The organism is Nonomuraea rosea (genome assembly GCF_039539705.1).
Taxonomy (GTDB): domain Bacteria; phylum Actinomycetota; class Actinomycetes; order Streptosporangiales; family Streptosporangiaceae; genus Nonomuraea; species Nonomuraea rosea.
The window spans coordinates 13599-26888 of record NZ_BAABDQ010000053.1 but is presented as its reverse complement, the minus strand read 5'-3'; the positions used below and the strand labels follow the sequence as shown (position 1 = coordinate 26888).

Below are 13290 nucleotides of genomic sequence, written 5' to 3'. Positions count from 1 at the left end.
GCCATGCGCCATCAGAAGCGCGCCGTGTGTCATGTTCGGCCCGTCCGATCCGGGTCGGCAGCGGATGCCGACCGCGGGGTCGCGTCTCCGACGGCCTCGTCGAACTCCCAGCCGAAACGGTGCTGGACTTCGGCGGGAGCATGCGACGCCGGGGCGATCAGCGAGGTCTGGCCCGTGGCGTGTATCCCGATCTGGTAGAGCCGGTCCAACGCCACGTTGTAGGCGGTGTCGAAGCCATACTTCTGATAGTCAGGACGCAGCGACACCATGATCTCCGTGAGGAACTCCACGTCCTGACTGCTCAGCGGGTTGTCGATCCAGTAAAACCGGTCGTCGGCTCCTAGCTCGAGAAAGTTGCCGCGGAAATGTATGGGGTCGAGCACGCCCTTGCCGTCACGGTCAACCATGAAGGCACGTCCGTGGTCGATACCTGTGACGCCGTCGTCGGTGATCACGAGATTGCCTTTGTGTCGATCATTGTTGATGATCAATATGTCGAGCAGTTCGAGCAGCATGGCGCCACGTCTCACGTTCAGGTCGGATCCTCTTGGTGCAGCCAGGCCGGGGACGTAGTCCATGAGGACGGCATGGCGGTTTGTCGGGTGCGCTACGACGACAGGGACGTTGGCGCCGATACGCTGCCCCACTATCGATCCGAGTATCTCCGCCTTCCGGCCGTCTGTCATGATCTTCCGTGCGATGGTGGTGCCGTCCTCCAGGACGAGCACGTCCACGCGGCCGTCTTCGCCCGAGCCCAAGCGGATCCAGCTCGCTGGATCGGCTGCCATCGCGGCTTCGACGAGGCCAGGCGGCAGGGCCCGCCGAGGGGCGGTCGCCCGTGGCCGAACCTGGACCGGGCTGGGTGGCGCTGCCACCGGTGCTGCAGGGCGGGCGTGCAGCCACTGGTCATCGTCGTTGGGAGAGAAGATCGGTCGTCCATCCGCGCTGTATTGCTGGATGGCCGCGGTATGTGCGCGCCTGTCGGCGCCGACGTAGACGATCTCGTTGCCCGCGAGCACCGTACGGCCGGTGAGGTCGGCGAGTTCCTGGAGCACCGCCTGGTCTCGTGCCGTCTCGCCGCCCAGGATGCGCAGCCTCGCCTTGGGGTTGCTGATCAAGCGCGGGTCGTAGGCGAGCATGGTGGCCAGATCGGCCACGCTGAGCCGTTCGGGGCCGATGAGAAAGCTGGTGCCGTCGCCGGCGATCGCGACGACGATGATGCCGGGCATGAGCCTGAGCAGGCGCGGATCGGCCGTGGGCATCACCAGCGAGTTCTCGTCGCGGTACCAGATTCCCGCAACGACCTCGCGTCGATGCTCCAGGATCAGGTTTCGATGCCGGCTGCTCAGCGGGGGAGCAGACGCCCGATTCGCACTCTCATCCAGCGCCTCCGAAAGGCCGGCATCGACATGGGGAGTGGGGCGGAGGCCGGAGACTGCGGTGGGCGGACTATCGGACGTCGCCGCCAATGCGGGGGCGAGCCAGGTACTGAGCAGCTCGGCGATCGCTCCTGAGGTGTCGCCGGGCGGGAAGATGCTGAAGTGCCCCGGTGGCCCGTAGATGTCTCCGACGCGCAGGTCGCCGCGTGATGTCGTCTCCACCGGACCGTTGGCGGCTGTCACGATCCGGCCCGTCAGGTGCGCGAGGCGCTGCGCGATGGTCGTCGTTCCGGCGTCCGCGTCGGCGAGCAGGATCGTCTGGCCCGGCTGCAGGTCAGGGCTGTTCAGAAGCAGCGCCGCGATCTCCTCGACCGTAACGAATCGGCCGTCGATCAGCGTTCCACGCTCTGAGAAACGGCCTTGGACGATACAGGTGCCGGGCACGACGCGTGGCGAGGGATTCAGGGCTTCATGTCCGTCGCTGTGGATGCGGATGCCTGCCGTGGTCCCGCTCACCGCCGGGTGGGCATGCTCGGCGAGGGCCTGGGCGCGCGCCGGAGTGAGTCCAATCGTGGGCGTGATCACCGGTCCTGTTCGATCCCCGGTGGGCTGCTGCGTCAGGAAATAGTGCGGCTCGCCGTTGTCGGTGGTCAGCACGGCCGTTACGGCGAAGCGGGCACCTGCCCTAAACAGGGCGCGATGCGGATGGCCCGACAGATCGCCGACCGGTACGTAGTCGGAGGCCAGAATGGTCACCCGCACGCCATGGGGACTCTCGCTCAGCAGGTCGGCGTTGTCCACGCCGTCGAGCAGAGTGTCCACGGTGAACTCGGAGCCGGGCTGGATGTCGGCGGGAAGCACGCCGCCAGGCACCCGAGCGAACACGTGGCCCTCGGCGTTGGGCAGCTCCGCCAGCTCCGCATCCGCCCGCGTGATCACGTCGGTCTGGTTCCGTGTGTTCACCTGCCACAGGTGGTCGTCCTGCAGAAGCTCGCCCAGGATGGGGCCCGGTTCCGGTGCAGGCTGCCAGGCCGGCGCATGGTGTTCGCCGGTGGTCAGCCCTTCGGAGAGCGGCAGCGAGATCAATCTGGCGTTCTCGGAGCCGATGAACCTGCTCAGAGTGCTGAGTATCCACTCATGACGGCTGCTCAGGCTGAGCGTGTCGAAGATGCTGCGAAGCGCCGTGAATCTGGTTGCGAGGTCGGTGACGTCACGGGCCGACAGCACGGGTGCGCCTGCTCGAAAGTCCCAGTCGTACGCCTGACCGAATCGGACCAGCATCGGGTTGGCGTCGAGCAGCCGTCGCAGTGTTGCGTGGTCCATCGGCTTGCCCAGACTCAGGAAAGTGTAGAGGGCCCGGTCGGCCAGACGCGTCTCCGTCTCGGCGTCGGGCTCCGATGGGATGACGATCTCTTCGTAGATGACGTAAGGGTCGGCCCGGTGGGAGCCGGGGCGGCCGTCCGTGACGTCGTACGCTTCCTCCAGCCTGGCCTCGTACTCGTCGGCCGCCGCGCGGGTCGGAAACTCGCGGCGCAGGGCTTGGCTGCCGTCATTGAAGACCACGGTGGTCGTGCCCCCGGGCTGCTGAGACCCGTCGATCACGTGGTCGATGCCCGTGGCGGCACTCGCCTGCAACCGGTCGCTGCCGAGGGTCCGGTAGACGTTTCCCCGGTGGTCGAGATGCACCGCCGGGCCGGCGAGACCGAGCACCCGCCGGACGAGAGCGCGGACGAGGACCTCCGGGGCCTCTCTAAGGGGAAGTTCGAGAGCTTGCGACCCGTCGGCGAATGTGACGACGGGCCCCAGCGCTGATTCCCGCCGTGACACGATGCCGTGCTGGAGGTTCGCCTTCAGACGGCGCACGTCCTCGTCCACGGCCCTGGGACGTTCGAAGTCGGCCATGAGGAGGCGTCGGGCCGGCGTGGCGGTCACGACGTTTTCCATGCCGGCCGCATTCCAGACGATGAGGTGATGTCTGTCCATGATCTGGTTGAACGCGGGCAGCAAGCCTATCTCGGCGAAGTCCGCGCGTGCGGCCTCCAGCATGGTTCCCAGCGCCTGGAGGTCCGACCAGGACAGCGGGTTGCTTCCCCAGCCGAGCTCGCCGAAAGCGTCCTGGCGCAGGAACGGCGCAAGGAGCAGCGTGCCGCTCGTCAGTACGTGCAGAGTGGGTTTGGTGACGAGCGGCGTCATGTCGGCCAGCGCGATCAGGTATCCGGCCAGCACCGCTTCGCGCGTGCCGAGGAGGCCGGGAGAGGTTTCAGTGGGCGTCCAGTTGATCAGGATATGCCGGTCACCAGCCGCCCTGGCGCGACCGACCAGCCCCAGGCGATTGGCGAGATGAGTCACCAGCAGTTGCAGGTCCCTCTCCCGGCTGGTGGAGTGGTCGAGAAGCAACGCCGTGGAGCCATTGGTCAACGTCACCTTGAAGACGTTCGATCCGAGATGTTCTGGTTCGCCGAGGATGCCCAGGGCCGCCAGTTCGTCGGTTGCCGTCCAGTTGATCAAATCGTCGATCGAAGGCGACGGGCGAGTGCGTACGTCGAGATCGCGTTCTACTGCGGCGACCTCACTCGCCAGCTTCTCCGCCGCCTGTGTGTTGCCTGCTGCCACGGCAGCACGCTGCTTGCGCTGTAAGAAGCGAAGCTCGTTGCGGCGGCCCGTGACACACTCGTCGCGCGTAGCCTGTCCCGGCGTATGCGTGTGCGTGCTTTCGAGCCGGTGCTGGATGACATCGCTGATCTCGTGCAGAACGAGCCGCGCCACCTGGTCGTCGGCGACCCGGGGCACCAGCGTCATCACGTGGGGATCTTCAGCGTTTCCAAGGACCTCCTGAACCTTGGTTTCGCCGAGGTAGCCGCCGTCGACCGGACCCACCTGAACCATGAAGTGCAGATCCCCCAGCGTCGCGTGCTGGACGATCAGTTGTCCGCCCGGCTCCCACACGATGCCGGTGACGGCCTCGCCGAAGTCCTCAGGAATCACTTCCCTGACGAAGGAATCGTGCGCTTCGGTGGCGGTGAGGTCGTCCAGGCCGGTTCGGCCGTCCGGGATGAATCCGGAGCCGGGATCGGGGGAGCCGTGCGTGGAGCCGGGGCGGCCGATCGCGGTCGCGGGAGTGTTCCCGGTACGGCGGATGGTCCCGATCAGCCGGGCGATCAGGCTTGGCGCGTTCGGGGCCTGCGGGGCCGGTGCGGGCGTGACGGCAGGCTGCCGGTCCACCGATGGCGTCGTGCTGGTGACGGTGGTCACCGTCTCGGAGGTGGTGACGGTGCCGGGCGTGCCAGCGTCTTGCGGGCTGCCGGTGGGTTCGGGCGTGTGAGCGGTGTGGTGTTCGCCGGCGTTTTCCGGCGTGCCGGCCGGCTCTGGAGCGGTGGTGGCCTCGGGAGCACTCGCCGGTTCCGGGGTGCTGGACTGTTGTGGAGCAGTTGCGGGATTCGCAGTGCCCGACTGCTCTGGCGCGCTGGCGGGTGCGCCTGAAGCTTCGGCCGGAGCCCGATCCGACGTGGGTGCGGACTGCTGACCGGCAGGTGGGGCGGTCGGCGCAGCGGGTTGAGACACCGGCCCCTGAGCCTGGGTGTCCAGCTCTTCCTCTTGCTGTGGAGCGGGAAGGTCTTGCTGAACCTTAACTTCATTGTCCTGCTGTGTCCGGTTGGTCCGGTTCGCGTCCGGGGTGATGATGTCAGGCGTCGGTGCGGTCTGCGTCCCCTTCCTCCCGGACTCCTGATCTGCCGGGCCGATGACCGTAGCGGTGCTGTCACGCCTGGTCGCGCCTGTGGACGGGCCGGTGACGTCAATGGCCTGCCGCTGAGGCGGCACCACCGGCGCGACGGTTCCGTCAGCCGAGCCGGGGCGCGGCCCTGCCGGGGCGGGGGAGTCGCCGACGGTCGGACTCCCCATGGTGTCGGCGCTGCCCTGCTGGGCTGCCATCGCGGAGTCGAACACGCCGCTCAGCGTGGACATCGGGTTGATGATCGCGCCCGCGACGCTCGGGTTGAACGGGCTGATGGTGTTCGTCCGGCCGGCACCGCCTAGGAAGCCGCCGTAGAACCCTTCCGCGCCCGGCAGCGAGAACTGGTCGTAGACGGCGTAGTTGGCGACGATGCTGCCAGCGGGTGAGGCGACCATGTTGTTGAGGCCGGTGTTCAGCGCACGTCCGGGGAAACGTAGAAAGGCGTTGCCGACGCCACCGTTGTCGCCCGCGATCCTGTTCAGTCGCGAGATGCCGGGCAGGTTGTTGGCGAAGCGCGACATCGGCCCGCCGAGCTTGGTGCCCGCGACAGCACCGGCGCCCGCACCGATCGCCGCCGCTTTGATCTTCTTCCAGTCCCAGGTGTCGCGGGTGCCCATCTTGATCTGCTGGTACTGGGCGAAAGCGTCGATGAAGACCTCTTCCGTGATCTCCTCGACCAGTTCGGCGGCCAGTGCCGCATTGAAGAACTTGTTTCCCGCAGTGGCTCCGGCGAGCTTGGTGATCCGGCTGCTCGCGGCGACCGTACCCGACCTCGACGCTACGAGCGCCAGTCGTTCCATGATCAGGGCGATCCTGGTCGCTCCCGCTGTGCCGACGCTGCGCAGCAGCAAGCTTGCGAGCGGGGAGAAGCCCGCGGCGATCAGGGCGATGAACGCGGCGACCACCGCGACCCAGAATGCGACGTTGACCGAGAGCTTGGAGTACTGCGTCTCGCGGGCGAAGTTGTCAACCATCTTCGCGTACGAGAACGACTCCTGAGCCTTGGCAACCACGCCGGCCTTGTCGTCGGACAGCTTGGCGAGCCGCTTGAAGATGGCCGGTTTGGCGGGCGACTGGAGGCTGCTGTTCAGGATCTGCACTGTGGTGGCGGTCGGATCGAGGGTGCCGATCAGCAAGTTCATCAGCTTGACGTACTCGACACGTAGTTCCCAGAGCTTGCTCTCGCTGCCCTTGGGCCAGCTCTGGCCCGCCGTGAGCAGCGGGATCAGATGGTTGACCACCCAGCCGGGCAACGCCTCGGTCTGCCAGACCGGTTCCACGTCCTTGGTGGCGATCCCGCCGTCGAACGCGTGGGCGCTGCTTGTCGGCTGCCGCGCGCCGTTGACGTCCCCCTTGCCCGCCATCATGCCTGGCGGCAGGTGTTCGTGACGCCTAGCTCGATCGCCTGCTCGGTGGTGAGCGTGTTGGAGACCGTCGCGCGCAGCAGCGGCCCGGAGCCGGAGATCTCCTCGATCAGGTCGCCGGTGTCACGCAGGAACCTCTCGGGCCCGCCACCCGCCAGGTAGCTCGCGTTGAAGGAGGCGCCGTCCGTCCCGTCGCCCTGAGGTTGTGCGGCGTTCAGTGCGCGAATCCGCGCCGCGATGCCCGGCCAGGCGGTGCTCAGGTCGTCCGCCATGGCGTCCCACTGATCCAGGCTGTTGCTGATCGGTCCGCGGATGTGCAGGTCCGCGCGGTCGTCGGCAGTCATCGACGGCGCCTTTCTCCCCGTATCCGGCTGGAGAACTGATCGAGTACGGTCTCCAGGTCGCCGTCCAAATGGGCGCGTAACTGCTCGGGCGGCACCACCGGCTCGAAGAGTCCGACCAACTCCTCCATGGCCTTGGCTTTGGCCCGCTGCACAGTGTCGGTGATCGCGTCCGCCAGGCCCCTGGCGTCGGGACGGCGGAACACCCGAGGGTCGAGGTCCAGTCTGATCAGGTCGCCACGGACGCTCACCGTGGCCGAGACGAGGCCGTCAGCGGACTTCTCGGTGATCTGGATCGTCTGAGCCCGGGCATTGAGGTCGGTCGCCTCGCGCCGCGTGCGCATGAAGGTTTCGCGTAACTCGTCGGCGTAAGCCTGCGGCCCCGCCACGTCGCCGTCCTCCATCAAAGCCCCCTAACTGGGGCGAATATAACAACAACATCATCCGCCCGTGCCTAGTTCATCAAGTGCTCACCATCACCACAGCTCTCTCTCTGAGCGCTGTCACCTCATCAGCCTTCACCCAGGTGCGATACACGCCGCGCTCGACCCGTTCCAGGCCAAGCGCCACGGCGTGCCGCGCGTCCCCGCCGGTGTACTCGATGAGCAACTCCGTCTCCCGCGCCGTGTGCACCAGGAACGGGGCAGCACGCCACTCGCAAACGGTCGTCACATGCCAGATCGCGGAGCAGTCCATGGCCGGCACCGCGCGCACGAACCGGCCGGGCACCACCTTCTCGAAGCCGTCCGCCGGCGCCGAGCCGTACAGACGCATCCAGAGCGCGCTGTCGACGAGCTCCGCCGACGCCTCGTAGTCCACTCCGGCCCAGCGGGCGCGGTACGCCTGCCTGCTCACTCGCCGGCCACCATCATCCAGCGGCCATGATCGGCGTCGTACCTTGCCTGCGTACGCTCCTTTCCGTCGGCCGCCAGCTCCACGATCTCGGCGCCATGCGGCAGGCCGATGCCGTCCACCTTGTACTCCCTGATGGTCTGATGCACGTTCGGCACCAGGCCCATGCCAACGAACGGCGGCTCCTCGACCACCCAGCCGGCCACCGCCACGCGGCCCTTCTCGTCGGTGCCGCCGTAGGGGGTCCGGTAGAGCTCCAGCCCGATGGCCGGCCAGCGCAGCAGGTTGACAGCGCCCTCCGCGGTGAGCGCGTCCTCTTGGAGCAGAGCGTCGGCGAGAACGGAGGGCGTCGCGATGTATGCGACATCCAGAGCGTGATGGCAGTAGCCGGAGACCCGTGGGTGGGCGCTGTCCAGCAACTCCTGGATCTGCGCCACCTGGAGCAGCTTCTGCACGATCGGGAGGCCGCTGTGCGGCTCAGCCGCCAGGTCCTGCTCCAGCGTGGGCACCGCCAGCCGGGCAACCGTGCCCGGCTCCAGCAGGAACGATGGATCCAGCCCCGGATTGACCGCCAGCCCCCAATGCGGATCGGGCCAGCCCGCCGCGAGCTCGACCAGCGACAGGATCCGAAAATGGCGTACAGCCTCGCCGACGGCCTCCCGCATCGCCTCCGCCGAGGTGTACACCACCAGCCAGGTCCGATCCGCCCCCATCACCGTCGGCCAAGCGATCTGCTCGTCACCCCTGGCGGCAGCATCGCCGACCGGGCAGGCGAAGTCCGCGTACCGCAAAAGCGTCAGGCAGGTGGTCAGGTCCTCTCGGCCGTGTGCCTCCTGGAGCCGCTTCTCGAACGGTGTCGGTGTCCGCATGGCGACACCCTAGCGGCGAGGTTCGCTGACCAAATGCTACGGGGGATCCTGGCCGAGCCCAACCTGATTCCGCCGCGACCGTCCGATGGTCGTCAGGGACGCCTACCGTACTCTCGCTGACCGTTGGCGTTCGAGCACCAGCGATCGGGTATGGCGCTCACGGTCTGCGGTTGCTGCTCGAACCAGCATATGCAACGTCCGTAGAAGAGTGTGGTGGTTGCGCCGTTCCCTCCCCAGCTTCGTCTTCGGCGAGAGCTTGCTTGCGATAGTCGCGCGGGCTCATTCCGTAAGCGGCCCGGAAGGCGCGGCTGAACTCGGCGGTCGTTCGGTAGCCCCAGCGGAGGCCGATCTCGCCGATAGGCCGGTTCGGCAGCCGTGGGTCGGTGAGATCGGCGTGGCAGCGTTCGAGCCGGCGCCGCCGGATCGTGGCGCTTACGGTTTGCGGCTGTTGCTTGAACAGCAGGTGGAGCGTGCGTACGGAGATGTGGTGGTGCGCGGCGATGTCCGCGGGACCGAGGTCGGGGTCGCCAAGGTGGTGGTCGATGTAGGCGTCGATCCGCGCGACCAGTGCCCGGTAGCGGGTCTCGGCCGGTAAATGGCGCTCGGCGTCGAGGCGACCAGCAAGGAACATCGCGGCTAGGTCGAGCCCGATCGTGCCCAGGCGGGGCAGCTCTGCTGGATCGCAGCCGGCGGCGTGTTCGCGCAGGCCGGTGAGGTAGCGGGCCAGTAAGGCCCCGGTGCCGGTTCGGGCGGAGAGCTTGAGCGCCAGCAGCCGTTCTACCTCGTCACGGGGCAGCGGCAGCGCGGCGCGGGGCATGAACAGAAAAGTCACCTGAGACAGTTGCCCGACGTCCACGAGGTCGGCGAAGAAGGGCAGAGAGGTGTCGAACAGCCCGATGTCACCGGCCTCCAGGTAGGCGTCGTTGCGCTGCTGTTGCAGCCGCACAGGACTGTCATGGACCAGGAAGAGCTGGTAACCGTCGGGGTCGCGCTGCCGGACGTGGGTCGGCGTGCGGCGGCCTGCCATCGGCGAGACCGTGTACTCAGCTACACGCACACCCGAAAGATCGACAGAGTGCGCCCACCCGTGAAAGTCGTCAGCGTGCTCGGTGGACAGCGCCGCGGGCACCATCTCGTGCGCGGACATGTGTGCCCACCACGCCAGGCGGTCCTTCCTCGGCACCAGCTCAGTGGACACGGAGGCCACGGGGCTGCGTCCGGCCATGGGATGGATCCAGGAGGTTTCGGACGAGTGATCGCGCACCGCCTGCACGCCCTCGGCCACCGTCCCAGGGGCCAAGCCCGCGGCGAGTCGTGTGGTGACTCTATTGATCATGGATGTCCTCTCAGGTCGTGACGGCTTCGACGGCACCGCTGGCCGGTTCCGAGGTTGGCAGGTGCGGCGCCTGTCCGGAACGGTTCGGAATGAAATAGCGGGTGAAGTCCGGACAATGAGTTGTCCGCGGACAACCGTTCTGCTGCACTGATCAACGGTTCGGGAGCGAGGAGAGAGGCGAGCGCGGGTGACCGGCAGAGTGGGTAGGCCCCAGGGTCAATGGAGAGGCAGCACTGAGCAGGTGAACGCGCTGGCGGAGTTCCTGCTGACGCTCACCGGCAGGATGACCGTCCGTGAGCTCGCCGGCCGCTACCCCGTGGGCAAGACGCTGTGGGGTGAGTACCGCTCTGGTCGGAAGGTCATTCCGTTGGAGCTGCTGACACAGCTGGTGGAGGACCATATATCGGACGACCGCGTCCGCCAGGTACAGCTGGAAACGGCCGGACGACTGCACGCGGCGGCCCTTGACGGGGCACTCGGAACGCCCGCTCCGACGACGATCCCCGTATCCAGGACCCCGCAGTCGCCGCCAGGACAGGTGAAGCCTTCGGAATCGTCGGGCGTCGCCCCGCCCACGCCGGGCGCGGAAGCTGGCGAGATGTCCGTGGGAAGACGCCGACGTGCTCGCCCGCTGCTGTTCGTCGGCGGGGGAGTCGTGCTCGTGGTCCTGGCGCTGCTCGTTCCGCTGGCCGGGCGTGGTCCGGCGAGCGTGCCGCGTACTTCCGGCGCCGCTGCGCCGCTCACGGGTGACGGCGTGTTCGCCATCGGGCCGGGGGAGCGGGGTGTCTTCCAATGGGACGGCACGGACGCGACCGGGTGGACCAAGATCGGCGAGGCCGCGACGCGCCTCTGGTCCGGGCCCGCAGGTCTGTTCGCCGCTGGGACGGACAAGCGGCTCCGCAAGTACGGGGGACGTCCTGGCCTCTGGCCGGTCATTGGCGAGGCGGGCCACGACGTCGCGGTCAGCGGCTCTCACGTCTACCGCCTGGATGCGGACCGTAAGGCCGTGCGTGTCTGGGACGGGCAGGGCACGTCGTGGACCCGGATAGGCGGTCCGGCGGCACGCGTGTACGGCGGCAGGCCCGGCCTGTTCGCGACCGATCCGAACGACGGCCGGATCTTCCGCTACCTGGGCCGGCCCGATCACTGGGAGTTCGTCGGCACCGCGGGCGCCTCGTTCGCGCTTACCAGCAGGGACTTGTTCGGCCTCAACCCGGAACGGACGGCCGTCAACCGCTGGCTGCCCAGCCAGCAACCGGAACCCGTCCTGCCCTGGGTTCACGCGGCGGGCCCAGCCGGCGCCTTGTATGGCGGTACCGCCGGGCTCTATTCCACCGATTGGTCGGGTGAGAGGCTGCGTATCCTCTTGGTCGGGCCCGGGAGCGAGGCCGGCGGTCAAGGTTGGCGGGACATCGGGGCAGCGGGTGCGGAGACGGGGGTGGGCCGACGGGAGGTGTACGTCCTGACCGCCGACCGCACGCAGATCGTCCAGTGGTCCCGTGACGCCGGCACCTGGCGCCGCATCGGCGGCCCCGCTGAAACGCTGACGGTGGCCGCTGCCTACTGAAACCTGCGGGCAGGCTTGTGCGGTGCCAAAACGCCGATGCTGTTGCTGAGCTGGGCATTTGCAAGGCGGTCAGGCTACTCTGTGGTACTCGCTGATAAGTCCGGTGACGGTCCTTCGACGGTGGATTCGGGCGGTCATGTCGATCATTTCGCTGGGGTCGTGCATCGGCGGGCGGAGCCAACGGCCCTGATGCGGGCGATGCTGGTTGAAGTGGCGTTCATAGGCGGCCAGAACTGTACGCAGGTGCCGTTCACCGTAGATGATCAGGTGGTCGAGGCATTCGCGTCGAAGTGTGCCGACGACTCGCTCGGCGAACGCGTTCCCCCGTGGCGAGCGCGGCGGAATCTTCAGGACGCGCACGCCCGCGCCGATGGGCACCTCGTCGAATGCTCTGCCGAACTTGCCGTCCCTGTCCCGGATCAGGAACCGGAACCTGTCGGCTCGCTCGCCCAGTTCCATCAGCAGATTGCGTGCCTGCTGCGCCGTCCAGGCGCCGGTTGGATGAGCTGTGGCACCGAGGATGTGCACGCGCCGTGTTTCGATCTCCATGATGAACAACGCGTACAGGCGCTTGAGGAACACCGTATCGACGTGGAGAAAGTCGCATGCCAGGATGCCGGAGGCTTGAGCGATGAGGTACTGGCGCCAGGTCGGTGAAGCCCGGCGCGGCGCGGGCCTCAGCCCCGCCGCCGCCAGGACCCGGCGGACCGTCCCCTCTCCCACCCTGTAGCCAAGACTGAGGAGCTCGCCCTGGATGCGTCGATGTCCCCATCGTGGATTCTCCCGAGCCAATCGGACGATCAGATCGCGGATCTCTTCGGAGATCGGGGGCCGGCCCTGTTTGGCGGGGTAGGTCCACTTCTTCTTGACCAGCCTGCAGTGTCAGGCGAGTAGCGTGCCGGGCGTCACGATGCGATGCAGTCGAAGGCGAGCGGGTAACAGCCTGGCCAGCGCGGCCAGCAGCGCCCGATCGGCCCAGTCCGGTCTGGGCTGGGCGACCTGGCGACGCAGCACCGCGATCTCATGCCGCAACACCAAGATCTCCACCTCTTTGGAGGCACTGCCCCGTGTGAGCAGCACCAGCCAGCCGAACACCCTGACCACCAGCAGATACAGAAGTCGAAACAGCACGAGAGTCAATCCTAGAAGACCAGGTCAGACCCGCTGCAATCAGTTCTGGCACCGGACAGGCCGCCCTCGCGCACTTTCTGGGTCAGGGCGTCGATCCAGACGAAGGTGTAGGGGCCGCTGTCGAGGGCGCGGGTGCGGAACGCCTCGACCTGCTCATCCAGCGTCTTGGCCATCTGCGAGACCTGGCTTCTTGGAGATGTGCTTGATGCCGAGCTGCTCGACCAGCTTGTCCACCCGCCGCGTCGAGACGCCCAGCAGATAGCTGGTCGCGACCACGCTGATCAGCGCCTGCTCGGCCCGCCGTCGGCGCTCCAGCAGCCAGTCCGGATAGTACGAGCCCGACCGCAGTTTCGGGATGGCGAGGTCGATCGTCCCGGCCCGCGTGTCCCACTCACGTGTCCGGTAGCCGTTGCGGGAGTTGGTTCGCTCCTCGCTGCGCTCGCCGTAGCCGGCCCCGCACAGGCTCTCGGCCTCGGCCGACATCAACGTCTCGGCCATGGTCTTCACCATGGATCGCAACATGTCGGGGTCGCCGGTCTCGATCTGCTTCGCCAGCCACCGGGCGGGCGTCACACTGTTGTCTGCGGCCATCGTCTGGTTCCCTTCGATCTTGATCTAGCTACTCGAAGGATCACTCGATGGCCGTCTTCATATGCGACGCCACGCCTGTGACCAGGCCAAACTCGTACACCACTCCCGTGGACGCAACCCACCAGTA

The 13290-nt window shown here is 67.4% G+C and carries 9 protein-coding genes and 1 pseudogene; 1 reads left to right on the top strand and 9 read right to left on the bottom strand.

Annotation, left to right across the window (positions count from 1 at the left end; translation table 11 throughout):
• Window positions 1–29: 29 nt before the first annotated feature.
• The 6 genes from ABEA43_RS59910 to ABEA43_RS59885 form a co-directional block, all read right to left on the bottom strand.
• Entirely contained in the window at window positions 30–6479 is a 6450-nt protein-coding gene (locus ABEA43_RS59910) for a WXG100-like domain-containing protein (RefSeq protein ID WP_345577088.1), read from the bottom strand.
• Window positions 6476–6820: a hypothetical protein gene (locus ABEA43_RS59905; protein ID WP_345577086.1), complete on the bottom strand. Its 345-nt coding sequence runs from the start codon at window positions 6818–6820 to the stop codon at window positions 6476–6478. Before ABEA43_RS59905 ends, ABEA43_RS59910 begins: the two co-directional genes overlap by 4 nt.
• Window positions 6817–7221, bottom strand: a complete 405-nt coding sequence (locus tag ABEA43_RS59900; RefSeq protein ID WP_345577084.1) for a YbaB/EbfC family nucleoid-associated protein — start codon at window positions 7219–7221, stop codon at window positions 6817–6819. Before ABEA43_RS59900 ends, ABEA43_RS59905 begins: the two co-directional genes overlap by 4 nt.
• Before the next feature lie 58 nt (window positions 7222–7279).
• A complete protein-coding gene (locus tag ABEA43_RS59895; protein WP_345577082.1) occupies window positions 7280–7672 on the bottom strand; it encodes a hypothetical protein in 393 nt (130 codons plus the stop codon).
• Window positions 7669–8538 carry an SseB family protein gene (locus ABEA43_RS59890; RefSeq protein ID WP_345577080.1) on the bottom strand — a complete coding sequence of 290 codons (870 nt, stop codon included), beginning with the start codon at window positions 8536–8538 and terminating at the stop codon, window positions 7669–7671. Before ABEA43_RS59890 ends, ABEA43_RS59895 begins: the two co-directional genes overlap by 4 nt.
• Before the next feature lie 157 nt (window positions 8539–8695).
• The gene (locus tag ABEA43_RS59885; protein WP_345577078.1) at window positions 8696–9685 is read right to left on the bottom strand and encodes an AraC-like ligand-binding domain-containing protein; all 990 of its coding nucleotides are present in this window, start codon (window positions 9683–9685) and stop codon (window positions 8696–8698) included.
• Between the two features lie 430 nt (window positions 9686–10115).
• On the opposite strand from ABEA43_RS59885, the gene ABEA43_RS59880 reads away from it, so the two are divergent.
• Entirely contained in the window at window positions 10116–11441 is a 1326-nt protein-coding gene (locus ABEA43_RS59880) for a hypothetical protein (RefSeq protein ID WP_345577076.1), read from the top strand.
• A gap of 69 nt (window positions 11442–11510) precedes the next feature.
• On the opposite strand, the gene ABEA43_RS59875 is transcribed toward ABEA43_RS59880, so the two are convergent.
• From ABEA43_RS59875 to ABEA43_RS59865, 3 genes and pseudogenes are all read right to left on the bottom strand, one after another.
• Window positions 11511–12314: an integrase core domain-containing protein gene (locus tag ABEA43_RS59875; protein WP_345577245.1), complete on the bottom strand. Its 804-nt coding sequence runs from the start codon at window positions 12312–12314 to the stop codon at window positions 11511–11513.
• A gap of 9 nt (window positions 12315–12323) precedes the next feature.
• Entirely contained in the window at window positions 12324–12572 is a 249-nt protein-coding gene (locus tag ABEA43_RS59870) for a hypothetical protein (RefSeq protein ID WP_345577074.1), read from the bottom strand.
• Window positions 12573–12631: 59 nt separating this feature from the next.
• Window positions 12632–13163: pseudogene (locus ABEA43_RS59865) on the bottom strand (transposase); the annotation flags it as partial.
• Between the last annotated feature and the right edge of the window lie 127 nt (window positions 13164–13290).

What these genes read in the sequence shown, in the direction of transcription:
- ABEA43_RS59900 (WP_345577084.1), bottom strand. Translation starts at nt 7,221, where the DNA reads ATGGAGGACGGCGACGTGGCGGGGCCGCAGGCTTACGCCGACGAGTTA.
- ABEA43_RS59885 (WP_345577078.1), bottom strand. Translation starts at nt 9,685, where the DNA reads ATGTCCGCGCACGAGATGGTGCCCGCGGCGCTGTCCACCGAGCACGCT.
- ABEA43_RS59905 (WP_345577086.1), bottom strand. Translation starts at nt 6,820, where the DNA reads ATGACTGCCGACGACCGCGCGGACCTGCACATCCGCGGACCGATCAGC.
- ABEA43_RS59910 (WP_345577088.1), bottom strand. Translation starts at nt 6,479, where the DNA reads ATGATGGCGGGCAAGGGGGACGTCAACGGCGCGCGGCAGCCGACAAGC.
- ABEA43_RS59890 (WP_345577080.1), bottom strand. Translation starts at nt 8,538, where the DNA reads ATGCGGACACCGACACCGTTCGAGAAGCGGCTCCAGGAGGCACACGGC.